This window comes from Eubacterium multiforme (genome assembly GCF_030813415.1).
Taxonomy (GTDB): Bacteria; Bacillota; Clostridia; order Clostridiales; family Clostridiaceae; genus Clostridium; species Clostridium multiforme.
Genome location: NZ_JAUSUF010000012.1, coordinates 54,842 through 74,776, shown reverse-complemented (window position 1 = coordinate 74,776; position 19,935 = coordinate 54,842). Strand labels below are relative to the sequence as shown.

Below are 19,935 nucleotides of genomic sequence, written 5' to 3'. Positions count from 1 at the left end.
GAGGAAAATATGTTTAAAAATATACTTATTTTTATGAATGTATTATTTATGTATTATATTTTCATATATTCAATAATATTTTTTATATCTACAATATATTCAATTATAAATATGAATAATTACATTGTAAAAAGAAGATTTAAAAACATAATAAAAATAGAAAAAGACAAAAATTATATGCCTATATCAGTAATTGTTCCAGCATATAATGAAGAAAAAACTATAATAAATTGTATTAAATCATTAAAAAAATTAGATTATCCTATCTTTGAAATAATTATAGTAAATGATGGTTCAAAGGATGATACAAAAAAGAGAATTATAGAAGAATTTAATTTGAAAAAGATTGAAAGACCAATAAGACGAGTTGTTAACTGTAAAGATCCAATTGATATATATGAAAGTGAAGGTGGAACAAAAATAACTCTTGTAAATAAAGATAATGGAGGAAAAGCTGATGCTTTAAATTTAGGTATAAATATTTCTAAATATCCATATTTTGTATCACTGGATGCAGATTCAATGCTTCAAGAAAATTCTTTAAAAAATATAATGGAACCAATAATAGAAGATGATAGAACTATTGCAGTAGGTGGAAATATAAAGGGATCTAATAGTGCAATAATAGAAGATGGAAAAGTGAAGAAACTTAAAACACCAAGAAAATTTATAGTAATCTTTCAATTTATAGAATATTACAGGGTATTTTTGGTAAATAGAATTCTATTTAATAGATTTAATGGCAACTTAATAATATCAGGAGCCTTTGGGCTTTTTAAAAAACAGGCAGTTATAAATGTTGGTGGTTACAGTTTAGGTTCTATTGGAGAAGATATGGATTTAATAGTTAAACTCCATTCCTTTTACAGAAAAAATAGAGTAGATTATAAGGTTCAGTATGCACCTAATGCTATATGCTGGTCTGAAGTTCCAGAAAGATATAAGGATTTAAAAAATCAAAGAAAGAGATGGCATATTGGACTTATTCAAAGTCTATTAAGTCATAAATATATATTTTTAAATATTAAATATGGAATAGTTGGTCTATTTTCATTTATTTATTATGTAATATATGAAATGTTATCTTGTGTAATAGAAGTTATTGGTTTAGTTGTGATGGTTTTAAGTTATTCAATAGGGATAATAAACTGGGATTTTTTTAAAACTTTTATGTTTATGTATATAACTTATAGTTTTATATTGTCTACAGCATCAATAATATTAGAAGGATATATGTTTAAAGATATAGTGAAGATAAGAACAATAATAAAACTTATAATTTTTAGTTTTTTTGAGTCATTTGGATATAGACAACTTTGTTCTTTTTACAGAATAATGGGAATTATATCATATAAAAGAAGAAAATTTGAATGGGAAAAAATACAAAGAATAGATTATTTAAATGAAAGTAAAAATTTAAATAGTGATGTAATTTAGCAAAAAAACAAATGCAAAAGAATTCCTATATATTGGTATATTGATTAAAAATTAATGCTAATTTAAATTCAGCAATAATCGACAATAATATGGAATTTAATATAAATATTAATACTTTAACTTATTTAAATATAAGGATAAAGTATGAAATTTACGAAAGATGTCAATAAAAAAATGTTTAACTAAACATCCTTTGACATATTTCACATATTAAATATGATATATTTTTACTGAAGGAAGTATTTATGGGTTATGAAGGGGGATTAAATATGAATAAAGAGAATTTTGAATTTTTAAGAACTACAAATGGTATCCAAAGAAAATATGAGTACAAGCTTACAAAAATTTTAATTGGAAAGGATGAGATTTTTGGTGTTGAAGTAGAAAGAATTGATTATAAAGGTGATTTAGTTATTGATTCTTTTAAAGACTCAGTAGAGCTTATATCACCTATAAAAGAAAAGGTTATCAATTTGTTAAAGATGCTTTATGAAAATCAAGTATCACCTATTCATTTAATTGATATAATAGGGCCATTTGTTGATGAGTATGTTAATGATTTTAAAGATGTACAATTTGATGATTTAAGTGTAATGAGAGCTTAATAAAAAAACAAACATCCTTAAAGTATAGTAAAATATATTTTAAAGAAATGTATTGAATATAGAAAGGATGAATTATTATGATATTAGGAATAGGTACTGATATTATTGAGATAGAAAGAGTTGAAAGGGCAGTAAATAGAAATTCTAATTTTATGGAAAGAATGTTTACTGAAAGAGAAAGAGAATTTTTAAAAGATAGAAAATTTAATGGAGAAACTATTGCAGGATCTTTTGCAGTTAAAGAAGCTGTAAGTAAAGCTTTAGGTACAGGTGTTAGAGGATTTGCTTTTAATGATATTGAAGTTTTAAGAAATTCACTTGGAAAACCAGAAGTTATTTTAAGTAAAAAAATAATTGATTTAATAGGAATAAAAAATATAAAACTTCATGCTAGTATATCTCATAATAATGATACTGCTATTGCTTTTGTTGTAATAGAGGAGGTGTAATAAAATGGAGATTTTAAGCAGAATAGGATGCAAAAATATAGATAATTACACTATTAATAATATTGGAATTCCATCAATAGTTTTAATGGAAAATGCAGCAAATGGAATAGTTGAAATAATTAAAAACTTAGGTAATAAAGTAATTGTTTTTTGTGGAACTGGAAATAATGGTGGAGATGGATTAGCTGTTGCAAGAAAATTATGGCTCCTTAAAAAAGATGTAGAAGTAATTTTAGTTGGAAATATAAAAAAGTTAAGTGAAGAAACAAAAATAAATTTAAACATAATAAATTCATTAAACATACCAGTATTTAATATAGAAAATACAGAAGACATAAAACCTAGCATAATAGAAAAAGTATCTAAAGGTGACTATATAATAGATTCTATTTTTGGAATAGGACTAAATAGAGAAATAAAGGGTATCTATAAAGAAGTAATAAATTTAATTAATAAATATTCAAACTATATAGTTTCAATAGATATTCCTTCAGGATTAGATTCAGATACAGGAGAAGTTCTTGGAATTTGCATAAAGGCTAATATAACTTGTTCTGTAGAAGTTATAAAAAAGGGCTTTATATCTAATAAAGCAGTAGAATTTGTTGGAGAAATAAAAGTAGTAAATATTGATATTCCAGACTTTGTAAAGAAAGAAAATAGTGAAAAAACTTACATACTATCAAATAATAGATATAAAGCTATGATTCCAATAAGAGATAAAAGAGGACATAAAGGAAATTATGGAAAGGTATTAATAGTTGCAGGTAGTGAAAAATATTGTGGTGCAGCATTTATAACAACAGAAGCTTGTGTTAGAACTGGAAGTGGACTTGTAACATTATTAACTCATAAAGATGCAGGAGAAGCATTAAAGGGAAGATTAACTGAAGCTATGATTCAAGAATATTTAAGTTATAAAGATATTAAAAGTTTAACTAATTTTGATATTATAGCCTGTGGACCAGGATTTAGCTTATCAGAAAACAGTAAGATTATATTAAAGAAAATAGTAGATGAAACTAGCTGTAATTTAGTTTTAGATGCTGATGCTCTAAATATTATAAGCGAAAATAAAGAGCTTCTTAATGAGCTAAAGGGAAGAACAATAATAACTCCACATCCAGGGGAAATGGCAAGACTTATAGGAAGTACTATATCATATGTTGAGTCAAATAGAATAGATGTGGCAAAAAAATTTGCAAAGGAAAATAATATTATAGTTTTATTAAAAGGATATAATACAGTCATTACAGATGGAGAAAAAGTATTTATAAATCCAACTGGAAATAGCAAAATGGCATCAGGTGGAATGGGGGACTGTCTAACTGGTATTATAACCTCATTTGTAGGACAAGGCTTGAGTTTATTACAAGGTACACTTTTAGGAGCTTATGTTCATGGTTTTATAGGGGATGAGCTTTCAAAGGAAAGGTATATTGTAAATGCAAGAGATATAATAAATGAATTACCTAAAACAATAGAAAAATTATGTGAAAAGTAGAATAAAATTATCCAAAGTTTAATATTAGTGTATTAATGAGTAATTAAGCTTTGGAGGAATTATGAAATTTTTAGAGAGATTAAAAAGTAAAAACAAAAAAACTAACAATATAAATTTAAAAAAGAAAATATGTATTACTATTTTAATGATAATACCATTTATATCAATGATATTAGTAATATCCTTTAGACATGTTGCAATGCCAACAAATGAAGAGATTTTGGAAGATGTAAAAAATATGAAAAGTTATGAATCTATTGTTGAATATACAATAATGAATAACAGAGGAACATATACTGATAAAACTAAAGTTTTATTTAGTAAAGATTATGGAACAAGAATTGATTTTGGAGAAGATATTACTAAGATATATAAAGATGATTATATAAAAATGATATATAACAAAAAGAATGAAAGCTATGAAGTAAAAAGGGACTTAGATAAATTTTACACTTTAGCAACTATGAAAGAAATCTTTAATAATCCTATTGTAAAGTTAGAAGAAGGAAAAGATGAATGGGGAGATTTAGAATATCTAAAAGTAAATTTTGAACTTATATTTAACAATAATCACCTTGACAAAGCAACTTTGTATATAAATAAGTCCAAAAGAGAGCCAATGTTAATAAAAATTTACGATAATGAAGGAAAAGAAAGAGTTAAAATAGAATATAGGGAGTTCCTTAAGATAAATAAAAATTTAGAAGAACATTTTAAAGTTGGCTAGTTTTAAGAGGTGATTTAAAGATGATTGGTTACGGGTAACTTAAGTTAAAAAATGCTTTGAAAAATTGCAATACAAAAGTAAAAATTGCAAAAATACATATTTTTAGACTACTAATTTAGTAGAGCAGAAAAATTCTTACTTATAGTAGAAGACACAGATAAAAGAAGGTAAACTTAAGGGGATTATTAATAGGTTTACTAGATAAACATAGGGTATATAGAAAAATAATAATGAAATAATTACAAGGCTATAAAGGGACTAAATAATAAACATATGAAAAGATATATAAATAATAACTGTATAAATTTTTTACAGATAGTATTTTATATTATTGTATGAAAAATAGTAATTTAGAAACTTACTTATTAAAATAAGTTAAAAAAATAAAAAAATAAAGCCAAGCATTAACATTGAATTAGAAAATTTAATTGAGATTAAAAAAATATGCATACTGTATGGTAAGTAATGTAATTAATATCAACATGAAAATAAAGTCGTATTGCTTATAAAATAGTGGAATATATATACTGGAAATTATTTATAATTTAAGAAAAATTAGAACAAATTAAAACAAATGTGACAAATCCTTTGACATAATGACATATTTTTATATATAATTTAAATATACATAGGACTCTTTTTTTAATAGGGAGGAATTATCATGTCATGTCAAGAGGAATTAATAAAAATGTATCTAGAAAAAAATAATTGTAAATATAATAGCGAAAATTTAATAGTATATATAGACAAACAAAATAGTGAAGAGAGAGAAAGGCTTATGAAAAAAGGATATGAAGATATGGCTGTTCTCAATTTAAAGTTAGCTATTATGACTGAATGTGAACTAGATGATGTTAATGATTATGAGACATGGCTTTGCGGAGAGTGATAATTCTTATGACGACTATGGTAGTAAAAAGAGGCGATATATTTTATGCCGATTTAAGTCCGGTTATAGGATCGGAGCAAGGTGGTATCAGACCTGTAATAATAATTCAAAATGATATAGGAAATAGATATAGCCCTACAGTTATCGTTGCGGCTATTACATCACAAATTAATAAGGCTAAGTTACCTACTCATGTTGAGATTTCTTCTGAAGAGTATGGATTAAATAGAGATTCAGTTGTTCTTTTAGAGCAAGTTAGAACTTTGGATAAAAGAAGACTTAAAGAAAAAATAGGACATATGACAGATGAAGACATGAATAAAGTAAATAGAGCTTTATTAATAAGTTTAAATCTAATTTAAAATAATAAATAAAAAAGTTTTTAAATAAGCTACGCAAATGTTTACATTTGGGTAGCTTTTATTTGTGTATAACATCCATTAATTAGGTGTGGATTTGGGTTAAATGAGCAAAAGTGTTGCACTATTTAATATAGTGTATACTATACTGTTAAATATACAACACTATTGCTAAATAGCGTATATTATAATGTATACAAAGAGGGAAATATGTGATAAAATAAAAGTCGGAAATAACGGAAAAATAAATCTATAAATTGTTAAATTAATTACTGGGAGGATATGAAATGAAAAAAAATAAACAAGAGCTTATGGATACAGCTAAAATCATAAGAAAAGATATAGTATCAATGTTAACAGAATCAGCTTCAGGACATCCAGGTGGATCATTATCAGCAACTGATATTGTAACTACATTATTCTTTAATGAGATGAATATAGATCCAAAAAACCCTAAGATGGAAGATAGAGATAGATTTGTTCTATCAAAAGGTCATGCAGCACCATTATTATATAGTGTTTTAGCAAGAAGAGGATTTTTTGATCCTAAGGAATTAATGACTTTAAGAAAATTTGGATCAAGACTTCAAGGACATCCTAATATGAATGATTTACCAGGAATTGACATGTCAACTGGTTCGTTAGGTCAAGGAGTATCAGCAGCTGTAGGAATGGCTATTGCAGGAAAGGCTGATAATAAAGATTATAGAGTTTATTCAGTACTTGGAGATGGAGAATTAGAAGAAGGCCAAGTGTGGGAAGCAGCAATGGCTGGTGCACAATATAAATTAGATAATTTAACAATATTTATAGATTTCAATGGACTTCAAATTGATGGAGATATTACAACTGTAATGAATCCTTGTCCAATAGATAAGAAATTTGAAGCTTTCGGATGGAATGTATTAGTTATAGATGGACATAACTATGATGAAATTTTAGAAGCTATTGAAAAAGCTAAAAACCATAAAGGACAACCAACAGCAGTTGTTTGTAAAACTGTAAAGGGAAAAGGCGTTTCATTTATGGAAAATCAAGCAAGCTGGCATGGAAGTGCTCCTAATAAAGAGCAATGTGAACAGGCTTTAAAAGAAATTGGAGGGGAAGAATAATATGAGTAACAAAATGGCCACAAGAGAAGCATATGGAAAAGCACTTAAAGATTTAGCAGCAATGAATAAAGATGTAGTTGTATTAGATGCTGACCTTTCAAAATCAACAAAGACTGCAGATTTTAAAGCTGTTGCACCTGAAAGATTTTTTAATATGGGAATAGCAGAAGGAAATATGATGGGAGTTGCAGCTGGTATGTCAACTTGCGGAAAAATTCCATTTGTAAGTACATTTGCTATGTTTGCAGCAGGAAGAGCTTTTGAACAAATAAGAAATTCAATTTGCTATCCAAGATTAAATGTAAAAATTTGTGCAACTCATGCAGGATTAACAGTTGGTGAAGATGGAGCATCACACCAAGCTATTGAAGATTTATCATTAATGAGAAGCATACCAAATATGACAGTTATAAATCCATGTGATGGAGTTGAAACTGATGCAGTAATAAAGGCTGTTGCTGAATTTAACGGACCTTGTTATGTAAGACTTGGAAGAGCAGCTGTTAATATTATAAATGATAAAGACACTTACAAGTTTGAATTAGGAAAAGGTGTTACTTTAAAAGAAGGAAATGATGTAACATTAGTTGCTACAGGAATAATGGTTGATGTAGCTTTAGAGGCAGCAGAGATTTTAGCAGAAGAAGGAATTAAAGCAAGAGTAATTAACATACATACTTTAAAACCAATAGATAGAGAAATCTTAGTTAAAGCTGCAAAGGAAACAGGAGCTATAGTTACAGCAGAAGAACATAGCATAATTGGTGGACTTGGATCAGCTGTTTCAGAAGTTTTAACAGAAGAGTATCCAGTACCTGTATTAAAGGTTGGAGTACAAGATACTTTTGGTGAAAGTGGAAAACCAAATGAATTATTAGAAGCCTATGGACTAACTGCTAAAAATGTAGCTGAAAAAGCGAAAAAAGCAATGAGTTTTAGAAAATAATAGCAAAATTTATTGCAAATATGATATAACAGTATAGTAGGGATATTATACTGTTATTTTTATGCTTAAAAATAAAAGAATTAAAAATTTAGGGGGGAAATATGAAAGAGAAAATTAGAGAGTATGGAATTATAACCATCGGAATAATATTTGTAGGAATTGCTATCCAATATTTTTATGTTCCAAACAATATAACTGGTGGAGGAGTTACGGGAATTGCACTTGTAGTTAATCATTATATACCAAATGCTAATCTTGGTATTTTAATGGCAATTATGAATGTATTTTTATTTATACTAGCTTTTATTGTTATAGGAAAAAGTTTTGGAGGAAAAACAATATATGCAGCAATGGGATTATCATTTATTAACTGGTTTGCAGAAGCTTTCATTAAACCAGTAGGTATTCCAAACAATCCAATGCTTGCAACAATTGCAGGAAGTACACTTTTAGGAATTGGTCTTGGAATAGTTTTTACTCAAAATGCTTCAACTGGTGGAACGGACATAATAGCAAAAATACTAAATAAGTTTTTTCATATAGATATGGGAAAAGGTATGCAAATGGTAGATATATTAGTTGTAACCTTAAGTGCATTTACTTTTGGTATTGAAAAAGGAATATATGCAGCTATTTGTGTCCTATTAAATGGAATAGTAATAGATAAGGTTATATCAGGATTTAGTACATGTTATCAGGTAATTATATTTACTGAAAAAACTGATGTTCTAAGGGGATATATCATAGATGAAATAGATAGAGGATGTACTATATTTAATGGTAAAGGTGGATACACTGGAGAAAATAAAGATGTAGTATATTGTGTTCTTAGCAGAGCTCAACTTATGAAAGTTAGAAGATTTGTAAGGGAAAATGAACCTAATGCTTTTGTTATAGTTAATGATGCATACAATGTATTAGGTAAAGGATTTGTTGACTTAGAATAATATGCTTATAAACTTTATAAGTTAATATTATAAAAATTTAAAGAATATGGGGTGATCGGATGAATCAAAAATTATTAAAAGATTATTCTATAATTACATTTGGTGTAATATTAGTTGCTATTTCAGTAGAATATTTTTTTGCACCAAATAAATTAGCAGCAGGTGGAGTTACTGGACTTGCAATTGTACTAAATAAGTTTGTTCCATTTATTGGAGTAGGTATAATTACATTAATAATAAATTTAATATTATTTGTTGTAGCATTTATGTTTATTGATGGTAACTTCGGTGGAAGGACAATATATGCTAGCATTGCTATGTCTGTATTTATGTGGCTTATAGAAAAGTTTCTAAATCCATTTGCTATTACAACAGATTTAATAATAGCAACTATTTTTGGAACATTAATATCTGCCTTTGGAATGGCACTAGTATTTAATAAAAATTCATCTACAGGTGGGACAGATATTATAGCTAAACTAATGAATAAATTTTTACATATAGATATTGGAAAATCTTTACTCATAGTGGATCTTATAATAACTCTTTTAGGAGCTTATGTATTTGGATTAAATTTAGGTTTTTATTCAATGTTAAGCGTAATAATATTAGGAGTTACAATAGATAAGGTTATAGAAGGATTTAATGTTTGTAAAGAAGTAATTATTATAAGTGAAGAAACTGAGAAAATAAGTAAATTTATATTAGATGAACTTTCAAGAGGATGTACATGTCTTAAAGGTATGGGAGGTTTTTCTAAAAAGGACAGTTATATTATTTATACAGTTTTAAATAGAAATGAGTTTATAAAATTAAAAAATCATATTGGAGATATAGATAAAAAAGCCTTTGTTACTGTTGGAGAAGTCCATGAAGTATTAGGGGAAGGTTTTACAGAAATAGTATAATCCAAAATATTACAGAAGAAGTTGTGTTATTTTGTTGAATTTTAGGATAATATTAAAAACTTAATAAAATTTTATATTATATGAAGGAATACATGTGATATAATAGCTTTGTATAATGGACACAGGGGGTTTATTAATTGAGTCCAAATCTATAAGGAGTGTTTAGAGAATGATAGAATTTAAGAATGTATCTAAAATTTACGATAACAATGTAAAAGCTCTATCAGATGTAAATGTAGAGATAGAAGCAGGAGACTTCGTATTTCTAGTTGGACCATCAGGAGCTGGTAAATCAACTTTTATAAAAATGATATTAAAGGAAGTTGAGCCTACATCTGGACATTTAATTGTGTCAGGTAAAGACTTATCAGAAATAACAAGAAAGCAAACACCATACTATAGAAGAAAAATAGGAATGGTTTTTCAAGATTTTAGATTAATACCAAGTCTAAATGTTTATGAAAATGTAGCCTTTGCTATGAAGGTAGTTGAAGCTACTCCAAAGGAAATAAGAAGAAGAGTACCAATGGTGTTATCATTAGTTGGATTATCACATAAATATAAAATGTTTCCACATGAATTATCAGGAGGGGAACAACAAAGAGTTTCTTTAGCGAGAGCTATAGTTAACAATCCATCAGTTTTAATTGCCGATGAGCCTACAGGAAACTTAGATCCTGATACATCAAAGGAAATAATGGAACTTTTAGATGATATAAATAAGGCTGGTACAACAGTTCTTATGGCAACACATGCTCAAGATATTGTTAATGACATGAAGAAGAGAGTTATTGCTATAGAAAAAGGGGAAATTGTAAGAGACGAGAAGAAAGGTAGGTACAATGATGAAAATTAATACAGTAAGTCATTTTATTTCTGATGCTTCAAAAAGTTTAAGAAGAAATAAGACAATTTGTTTTGCTTCAGTTATTACAGTACTTATTACATTCTTCGTATTAGGTATATTCTTACTTATGACAAAGAACGTAGGATTAGCACTTGATAATGTTCAATCAAAAGTTGAACTTAAAGTATTCTTAAAAGATGACATTAAACTGATAGAAAAAAGAGAAGTTGAAATTAAGTTACATGAACTTCCAGGAGTAAAAGAAGTTCAATATGAATCAAAGGATGATGCATTTAAAAGCTTCCAAGAAAGCACAAAGGAAAATAAAGGATTATTAGAAGGATATAGTCTTGATAAAAATCCATTCCCAGCATCATATATTGTAAAATTAAGTGATCCTAGCTATGCAAAATCAGTAACAGAGGGAATTAAAAATTTACCTGGAGTTGAAAGTATAGGTAATCAACAGGATCTTATAAATACAATAACAAAAGTAGTAAATGCTATTAAAGGAGTAGGATTAGTATTATTTATAATACTAGTAGGTGTTGCAGTATTCTTAATAATGAATACAACAAAGTTAACAGTATATTCAAGAAGAAGAGAAGTTGGAATAATGAAGTTTGTTGGTGCAACAGACTGGTTCATTAGATGGCCATTTATAATTGAGGGTATGATAATAGGTCTTGTGGGAGCCTTATTATCTGTACTATTAATATTTATTGCATATAAAGGCTTCATTACTTGGATATCAGGAAAATTACTATTAATATCACTAGTTCCTTTAAGTTATGTTGGAACATCATTATTACTATATTTTGCCTTAGGTGGATTAGTAGTTGGTGGAGTTGCAAGTTATGCAGCTTTAAGAAAATTCTTAATAGTATAAAATTTATAAAACTGAATAAAATATATTTATAATAACTCAGTAGGAAATTTTTCCTACTGAGTTTAGTTTAATGTGGAAAAAAGGGTATAATAGTATTATAAAATTAGAGGTGAGTGAGAGTTTAGAAAGGATGTTTTGCTAATGAAGCCGTATGGTGATAACGGAAATAAGGGTAATAAAAGAATATATTATGGCATAATAGGTGCAATTTTAGTTGTAATTTTATGCTTTGGAAGTTTTTATTTAGGAAATTTTGCAGCAACTAAAGGAGTTGTTCTTCCATCTGCCAATTCAAAGGTTGAGAGTACTTTTAAAGGTTTTGATGATATAGGTAAATATAAAGAACTTTTTGAAGTTAGAAAGGCTTTAATTAAAAATTATGATGGAGAAATAGATGATAATAAATTATTACAAGGGGCTATTAAAGGTATGGTAAATTCATTAGGTGATCCATATACAATATATATGAATTCTGATGAATACAAAAAGTTTAATGAACAAAATTCTGGAGAATATATGGGTATCGGAGTTTTTGTAGGAGTTAAAGATGGTAAGGTAACTATAATAGCACCTATAGATGGATCACCAGCTGCAAAGGCTGGATTAAAGAGCAATGATGTTATTCTTGCAGTAAATGGCAAAAAAGTTGGTGGAGATGTAGAAAAGGTAACATCTTTAATCAAAGGTAAAAAGAAAGAAGAAGTAACATTAACAATTCAAAGAAAGGGTGAGAAACCTTTTGATGTTAAAGTTATGAGAGATGTTATAAAGACAGATTCTGTTGCTGGAAAGATGTTAGAGAAGAATGTTGGATACATCCAAATAGCATCATTTAATGCAGGAGTTACTAAGGACTTTAAAAGCGAAATAGAAAAGTTAAAGGCTAAAGGAATGAAGAAAATGATACTGGATTTAAGAGGTAATCCAGGTGGATATCTGTCAGAAGCTGTAGGTGTTGCATCACAATTCATTCCTAAGGGAAAGATAATAACATATACAGTAGATAAATATAACAATAGAGCAGAAGAGGTTTCAAAAGGTGGAATTGCAGAAGGGATGCCTTTAGTAGTCCTTGTTAATGGAGGAAGTGCCAGTGCATCAGAAGTTGTTACAGGAGCTTTAAGAGATTATGATGCAGCAACTATAATTGGAACTAATACTTTTGGAAAGGGTATAGTTCAAGCACCAGTAGAATTTAAAGATGGAAGTGCCTTAAAGGTTACTGTATCAAAGTATTATACTCCAGATGGAGAAAATATTAATCATAAGGGAATTAAGCCTAATATAGTGGTGGAATTACCTAAAAACTTTTTAGATAAACCTTACAATATAAAAAATGATAGTCAGTTAAATAAAGCTTTAGAGGTTATAAACAAAAAATAAATAAAAATAAGTAATTTAGGAGGAACTATGGATTTAATTTTAAATACATTAAAATCAGTAGCATATATATTTATTTCACCTTCTTTATTATTAGTTTTAATTATTATTGGGATAATGTTTTACTTGAAAAATAGAAAAGTTACTTTAATGCAGAAAATGGTTCTAGGGGAGAGTATTAACTCTCCCCTAGAACTTACATTATCACAAATAACATTAGGAATAATTAGTGGAGCTATAATAAGTATAATTCTTAGTACATTAGGTGTTGTATTTAAACAAAATTCAGGTATTGAGTTTCTACTTGCATTATCAATATTAGTACTTGCTTTTAAGAGGAAAATAATAAATTTTGCTTACTTAGGTGGAATTATTGGAGGCTTAAGTATAATTGTAACTTATCTAAATATTGGTGGGGATAAAAATGATTTTTTGAAACTTAATATAACAGCATTAATTATTGTAGTTGGAGTAATTTACATAATTCAAGGATTATTGATTATGTTTGATGGAAGTAGAGGAAGTATACCTATATTTTCTAAAAATAATGGAAAAGTAATAGGTGGATATATGCTAAATAGGTGTTGGATAATGCCAATTGCATTATTTATTTCATTATTAAATGGAATTGATTCAAATAAAATAATAGAAAATATAAGTTATCCAAGTTGGTGGCCAATAATTTCTAACAGTCAAGTTATTGCTTTAATAGCAACAGGAACATTAGTTATGATACCTTATTTTTCTATAAGTAATTATTCATCAATTACTTTTACTAAAACTAAGAAGATGAAAATATTAACTTCTGGTATACAAATGATAATATATGGAATATTAATCTGCTTAATTTCATTAGTGGCAAAACTTGGACTAGCAGGTAAAATATTTGTTGTAATAATGGTTCCATTAATTTATGAAATAATGGTTAGAATTTCTAATAAAATAGAAGATAAAGAGAAACCTATGTTTTATAGTGATGATAAGGGAATTTGTGTTTTAGAAGTTGTTCCTTTATCAAAATCTTATTTAGCAGGAATAAGAGTGGGAGATAGGATAACTGCCCTTAGAGGAAAATGTATTGAAAGTGAAAAAGAGATATATGAGGCATTAATGAATAATTATATGAATGTTGAACTTGAAGTAGAAAGTTTAAATGGAGAAAGAAAAAAGGTTCAGGTTGGAAAAGGTAAGATTCCAGGAATGCTTCTTGTTCCAAGAACTGTTGATGATAAGAAAAAGGTAGACTTAACAAAAAATAAAATTAATGAAATTTTAGATAAACTTAAAAATAGTTAAGAGGTGGATTTATGGGAGAATTTAAAATAAAATCTAAGTTTAAACCAATGGGAGATCAACCACAAGCAATAGATAAGATAGTTCATTCTATAAATGATGGAAATGAATTTCAAACACTTTTGGGAGTTACAGGTTCAGGAAAAACTTTTACTATGGCAAATATAATAGAGAGAACTCAAAAACCAACTATTGTATTGGCTCATAATAAAACACTAGCAGCACAACTTTGTTCAGAATTTAAAGAATTTTTCCCAGATAGTATAGTTGAATATTTTGTATCTTATTATGATTACTATCAACCAGAGGCTTATGTTCCTCAAACAGATACTTTTATTGAGAAGGATGCATCTATAAATGATGAAATAGATAAACTTCGTCACTCAGCTACATCAGCTCTTTTTGAAAGGAAAGATGTAATTATTGTTGCATCAGTATCTTGTATATATGGACTAGGTAATCCAGATGAGTATAAAAAACTTACAATAAGTCTTAGAACTGGAATGGAAATGGATAGAGATGAAATAATAAAGAAACTTATAGAAATTCAATATGAAAGAAATGATATTGATTTTTCAAGAGGAACCTTTAGAGTTAGAGGAGATTCTTTAGATATTATTCCAGCATCATCTTCAAATAAAGGAATTAGAGTAGAATTTTTTGGAGATGAAATTGATAGAATTAGGGAATTCGATGTTTTAACAGGAAAAATTCTTGGAGAGAGAAATCATGCTCAAATACATCCAGCATCTCACTTTGCTGCTTCAAAGGAAGTATTAGATAAATCAATTGTTATAATTGAAGAAGAACTTGAAGATAGATTAAGAGAATTAAATGCACAGGATAAATTATTAGAATCTCAAAGGTTAAGACAAAGAACTAATTTTGATATAGAAATGATAAGAGAAATGGGATACTGTAGTGGAATAGAAAATTATTCAAGAATATTAGATGGAAGAGCACCAGGAACTCCTCCTAAAACATTACTTGATTATTTTCCTAAGGATGATTACTTAATGTTTATTGATGAAAGTCACGTAACCCTTCCACAGGTTAGAGCAATGTATGCTGGAGATAGATCAAGAAAGGATACATTAGTTGAATATGGATTTAGATTACCATGTGCTTATGATAATAGACCATTAAAATTTGAGGAATTTGAAAAGAAAATAAACCAAGTTGTCTTTGTAAGTGCCACACCAGGAAAATATGAAGAGGAACATGCAAAGGTTGTTGCAGAACAAATAATAAGACCTACAGGTTTATTGGATCCAGAAATTATAATAAAACCAGTAACAGGTCAAATTGATGACTTGTATGGAGAAATAAGAAAAACGACAGAAAGAGGATTTAGAACTCTTATTACAACATTAACTAAAAAAATGGCAGAGGATTTAACTAAGTATTTAATAGAACTTGGAATAAAGACAACTTATATGCATTCTGACATTGATACAATTGAAAGAATGAAAATTATAAGGGATTTAAGACTTGGAAAATATGATGTTTTAGTTGGAATTAACCTTTTAAGAGAAGGACTTGATATTCCAGAAGTTGCCTTAGTTGCAATTTTAGATGCTGATAAAGAAGGATTCTTAAGATCAGAAACTTCCCTTATTCAAACAATAGGAAGAGCTGCAAGAAACTCTGAAAGTAAAGTTATAATGTATGCAGATAGAATAACTGGCTCAATGGATAGAGCTATAAAAGAAACAGAGAGAAGAAGAGTTATTCAAGAAGAATATAATACAAAGCATAATATAATTCCTACAACAATAATTAAAGATGTAAGAGAAGTAATTGAGGCTACTAAAGTTTCAGAAGAGGAAACTAAGTATGAAATAGATAATCAACCTAAAAATATGAATAAAAAAGAAAGAAAAGATTTAATTAAAAAGTATACAGATGAAATGATGGATGCTTCTAAAAATCTTCAGTTTGAAAGAGCCGCAGAACTTAGAGATATGATAGCTAAACTTAAGAAAAATTAGGAAAAATTATATGTTAAAAAGGTACTCCTTTTAATAGGAGTATCTTTTTTATTTATAAATTTATGCTTTTACAGTTAATAAGTTAACAGATAATATACAAAATAATGGGTAAAATACAAAAAACTGATAAACTCATTATAAAGATGAAAATAATTACATAATATTAAGGAAATAAATATAATATCAATCATAAAATAAAGAAAATATTAAACAAAGTATATAATAGAAAACTTTTAAATTATAAATAAAGGACTAATATAATAAATGACACTAAGATATTTAATATATGTATTTGGGGAAAATGAATGCAAATATTAGATATTTTATGATAATTTACTATAAGGAGTTGTTATTCATGATTACAAAGAAATTTGAAGAAAAATTAGAAAAATTAGGAGCTTTCGAAATTAGCAGCAAAATGTTAAGTCTTGCTAAAAATAATGAAAAGCATAATGTATTTTTAAATGCAGGAAGAGGAAATCCTAATTGGATAAATACTCAAGGTAGATTAGCTCTTGCTAGAATAGTTGAATTTGGAGTAATTGAATCTCAAAGAACAATGCATGAAGGCAATTTAGCTGGATATACATCATTAAAGGATATTAGTAAAAGGTTTGATGAATTTTTAGATGGAAGTCATAATATTGATACTTTCTTAAAAGATGCTATAAATTATTGTACTAATGAGTTAAAACTAAATAAGGATGAATTAGTTAAAGAATTTGTTGATGGTGCAATAGCAAATAATTATCCAGTTCCAAGTAGATGTTTAGTAAATACAGAAAAGATTTTAAATATGTACTTACAAAAAGAATTATATAATGGGGTAACTCTTAAAGATGAAACATCAGTATTTCCAACAGAAGGTGGAACAGCAGCAATATGCTATATATTTAATTCATTAAAGGAAAATGGAATAATAAAAGAAGGAGATAAGATTGCAATAAATACACCTATCTTTACTCCATACTTACAAATTCCTGAATTACAAGATTATGAAATGGTTGAAGTTGATTTAACATCTAAAGAAGAAAATAATTGGATTTTGGATTTAGACGAATTAAATAAATTAAAGGATGAAAGCATTAAAGCATTATTTTTTGTAAATCCATCAAATCCAGGCTCAAGGGCATTAAGTAAGGAAGCACTTAATCATATTGCTGAAATTGTAAAGGAACGTAAAGATTTAATAATAATTACAGATGATGTTTACGGAACATTTGTTAATGATTTTCAAACAATATATGCAGTAGCACCTCATAATACATTACTTGTATATTCATTCTCAAAATTATATGGTGCAACAGGTTGGAGACTTGGATTAATTGCAACAAATGAAGAAAATGTTTTTGATGATTTAATAGCTAAATTACCAGAAGAAAAATTAAAAGATCTTGATAAGAGATATGGTCTTGTTACATTAGAACCACGTAAGATGAAATTTATTGATAGACTTGTAGCAGATAGCCGTTCAGTAGGTCTTTATCATACATCAGGATTATCAACACCACAACAAATCCAAATGGCACTATTTGCACTTAGTGCATTAGTTACTAATAATTGTGATCCATATATTGAAAGTGCTAAGAAATTAGTAAGTTCAAGATATCATGACTTATTCTCTACATTAGGAGTAAAGGAAGATAATAGTATAGAAAATGCTAAATACTATTCATTAATAGATATTTATGAACTTGCAAGTAATTTATATGATGACAAGTTTAAAGAATATTTGAAAGATAATTTTGAACCTATTGATTTTCTACTACGTTTGGCAGAAATGAATGGAGTAGTATTAATGGAAGGTGTAGGTTTTGGAGCAACTCCAGGAACATTAAGAGTATCCCAAGCTAACTTACCAGATGAAGCATACAAAAAGATTGCTAAACAAGTTTTAGAATTATTATCAGAATATCATGATAAATACAATTCACAAAAATAATTTTTAAAATAAGTAGAAGGTGATTTTTTTGAATATAGTAATTGATTTCTTGGAGAAGAATCCAAGTGTAGCAATTTTTATTTGTTTAGCATTTGGATATTTAATAGGAAAATTAAAATATAAGTCCTTTAGTTTAGGATCAACAGTTGGAACACTTATAATAGGATTAATTTTAGGACAACTAGGATTATTTAAAATTTCTCCTATAGTAAAAAATATATTTTTTAGTCTATTTATATTTACAATAGGTTATGAAGTTGGACCAGCCTTTGTAAATAGCTTAAAGAAGTCAGGAGTAAAACTTGTAATCCATGCTATATTTTTCAGTATAGTTGCCTTTGCTGTTGCAATGGGCTGCTTTAAAATATTTCATGTTAGTGCAGGAGAAGGTGCAGGTATAATAGCAGGTTCTTTAACACAATCAGCAGTTATCGGTACTTCTGCATCAGCAATTAATGGATTAGATATTTCCTCTATAGAAAAAACAATTATGGAATCTAAAGTAGCAATTGCATATGCAATAACATATGTATTTGGAACTGTTGGAGTGCTTATATTCTTAAAAAATATTGCTCCAATGCTTTTAGGAGTAAATTTAAAACAAGAAACTAAAAGAATGATTGAAAAAATACATTTTAAAGGTGATACAACAAGTGATTCAGTTGTTTTAAATAATATTAAAATGCGTTCTTTCTTAATAAATGAAAATTCAAGTTATGTAGGAAAAACTGTTGAGGATATTGAAAAAGAATTTAAAAATAAACTAACTTTTGAGAAGGTATTTCATAATAATGAAGAGGTTAATTTTAATAAAGATACTAAGCTATCAGCTGGAGATTACATTACAATAATAGGTACGCTTACAGAAATGATAGAAGTAGCAGATTCTAATTTAACTGAAACTTCAGATGAAAAATATAGAAATGTATCACTAAGCAAATCAGAGATAATTTTAACAAAAGAATTTAACTTAAAAAATCTACAAGATTTATATAATAATAATATTATGTTAATCTCAGTTAAGAGAAATGGTAAAACTTTAGAAGATGAAACTCAAATGAAAAATGGAGATTTATTAGTAATATTAGGACCATCACATGCAATAGGAAAAATAATTAAAGAGTTTGGATATATAAAAGATGTTGGATCATCAACTGATGTTAGTTACTTAACCTTTGGTATTGTAGTAGGTGTATTAATTGGTACATTAGCATTAACAATACACAATGTTCCATTAACTCTTGGTAGTGGTGGTGGAGCATTATTCTCAGGGTTACTATTTGGATGGTACCAAAATAAACATCCACGTTTTGGAGAAATACCAGCATCAACACGTTGGTTCTTAAAAAGTGTAGGATTAAATTTATTCATTTCAGTAGTAGGTTTAGAAGCAGGGGCAGCCTTTGTTCCAGCACTAAAATCTATGGGATTTGCAGTACTTTTAATTGGTATACTTGTATCTTTAATACCACATATACTTTCATTATATTTTGGAAAATATGTACTAAAATTAGAACCAGTAGATATAATTGGATCTCTTTGTGGAGCAGGTACAATAACAGCTGCATTAAATGCAATTACTGAAGAAAATGGAAGTAGTATATTTGCATTAAGTTATACACCATCTTATGCAGTAGGTAATATATTAATAACAATTATGGGACCACTTACAATAGGATTATTATTTGTAAGATAATATTTTAAAGCTAA

At 27.5% G+C, this 19,935-nt stretch carries 18 protein-coding genes; all 18 read left to right on the top strand.

Annotation, left to right across the window (positions count from 1 at the left end):
* The first annotated feature begins 9 nt into the window (after positions 1–9).
* Complete coding sequence (locus J2S18_RS13470) at positions 10–1,437, top strand: glycosyltransferase family 2 protein (RefSeq protein ID WP_307487540.1); 1,428 nt, start codon at positions 10–12, stop codon at positions 1,435–1,437.
* Between the two features lie 269 nt (positions 1,438–1,706).
* The gene (locus J2S18_RS13465; protein WP_307487538.1) at positions 1,707–2,042 is read left to right on the top strand and encodes a DUF6514 family protein; all 336 of its coding nucleotides are present in this window, start codon (positions 1,707–1,709) and stop codon (positions 2,040–2,042) included.
* Between the two features lie 77 nt (positions 2,043–2,119).
* Entirely contained in the window at positions 2,120–2,491 is a 372-nt protein-coding gene (gene acpS / locus J2S18_RS13460) for a holo-ACP synthase (RefSeq protein ID WP_307487536.1), read from the top strand.
* A 4-nt stretch (positions 2,492–2,495) separates the two neighbouring features.
* Positions 2,496–3,995, top strand: a complete 1,500-nt coding sequence (locus J2S18_RS13455) for an NAD(P)H-hydrate dehydratase (protein WP_307487534.1) — start codon at positions 2,496–2,498, stop codon at positions 3,993–3,995.
* A 61-nt stretch (positions 3,996–4,056) separates the two neighbouring features.
* Entirely contained in the window at positions 4,057–4,722 is a 666-nt protein-coding gene (locus tag J2S18_RS13450; protein ID WP_307487532.1) for a germination lipoprotein GerS-related protein, read from the top strand.
* Between the two features lie 661 nt (positions 4,723–5,383).
* Entirely contained in the window at positions 5,384–5,611 is a 228-nt protein-coding gene (locus J2S18_RS13445; RefSeq protein WP_307487530.1) for a hypothetical protein, read from the top strand.
* A gap of 8 nt (positions 5,612–5,619) precedes the next feature.
* On the top strand, positions 5,620–5,973 hold the full coding sequence (locus tag J2S18_RS13440; protein WP_307487528.1) for a type II toxin-antitoxin system PemK/MazF family toxin: 354 nt from the start codon (positions 5,620–5,622) through the stop codon (positions 5,971–5,973).
* Positions 5,974–6,257: 284 nt separating this feature from the next.
* Positions 6,258–7,082 carry a transketolase gene (locus tag J2S18_RS13435; protein WP_307487525.1) on the top strand — a complete coding sequence of 275 codons (825 nt, stop codon included), beginning with the start codon at positions 6,258–6,260 and terminating at the stop codon, positions 7,080–7,082.
* A 1-nt stretch (position 7,083) separates the two neighbouring features.
* Positions 7,084–8,028 carry a transketolase family protein gene (locus J2S18_RS13430; protein WP_307487523.1) on the top strand — a complete coding sequence of 315 codons (945 nt, stop codon included), beginning with the start codon at positions 7,084–7,086 and terminating at the stop codon, positions 8,026–8,028.
* A 101-nt stretch (positions 8,029–8,129) separates the two neighbouring features.
* Positions 8,130–8,975: a YitT family protein gene (locus J2S18_RS13425; RefSeq protein WP_307487521.1), complete on the top strand. Its 846-nt coding sequence runs from the start codon at positions 8,130–8,132 to the stop codon at positions 8,973–8,975.
* A gap of 59 nt (positions 8,976–9,034) precedes the next feature.
* Complete coding sequence (locus J2S18_RS13420) at positions 9,035–9,883, top strand: YitT family protein (protein WP_307487519.1); 849 nt, start codon at positions 9,035–9,037, stop codon at positions 9,881–9,883.
* Positions 9,884–10,052: 169 nt separating this feature from the next.
* Positions 10,053–10,739: a cell division ATP-binding protein FtsE gene (gene ftsE / locus J2S18_RS13415; RefSeq protein ID WP_307487518.1), complete on the top strand. Its 687-nt coding sequence runs from the start codon at positions 10,053–10,055 to the stop codon at positions 10,737–10,739.
* A complete protein-coding gene (ftsX, locus tag J2S18_RS13410) occupies positions 10,729–11,619 on the top strand; it encodes a permease-like cell division protein FtsX (protein ID WP_307487588.1) in 891 nt (296 codons plus the stop codon). Before ftsE ends, ftsX begins: the two co-directional genes overlap by 11 nt.
* Before the next feature lie 141 nt (positions 11,620–11,760).
* Positions 11,761–13,002, top strand: coding sequence for a S41 family peptidase (locus J2S18_RS13405; RefSeq protein WP_307487516.1), 1,242 nt, complete (start codon positions 11,761–11,763; stop codon positions 13,000–13,002).
* A gap of 27 nt (positions 13,003–13,029) precedes the next feature.
* Positions 13,030–14,295, top strand: coding sequence for a PDZ domain-containing protein (locus tag J2S18_RS13400; RefSeq protein WP_307487514.1), 1,266 nt, complete (start codon positions 13,030–13,032; stop codon positions 14,293–14,295).
* Between the two features lie 11 nt (positions 14,296–14,306).
* Entirely contained in the window at positions 14,307–16,283 is a 1,977-nt protein-coding gene (uvrB, locus tag J2S18_RS13395; protein ID WP_307487512.1) for an excinuclease ABC subunit UvrB, read from the top strand.
* A gap of 355 nt (positions 16,284–16,638) precedes the next feature.
* Positions 16,639–18,225 carry a bifunctional aspartate transaminase/aspartate 4-decarboxylase gene (locus J2S18_RS13390; RefSeq protein WP_307487511.1) on the top strand — a complete coding sequence of 529 codons (1,587 nt, stop codon included), beginning with the start codon at positions 16,639–16,641 and terminating at the stop codon, positions 18,223–18,225.
* 28 nt (positions 18,226–18,253) lie between these two features.
* Positions 18,254–19,921, top strand: coding sequence for an aspartate-alanine antiporter (gene aspT / locus J2S18_RS13385; RefSeq protein ID WP_307487509.1), 1,668 nt, complete (start codon positions 18,254–18,256; stop codon positions 19,919–19,921).
* Positions 19,922–19,935 lie beyond the last annotated feature (14 nt).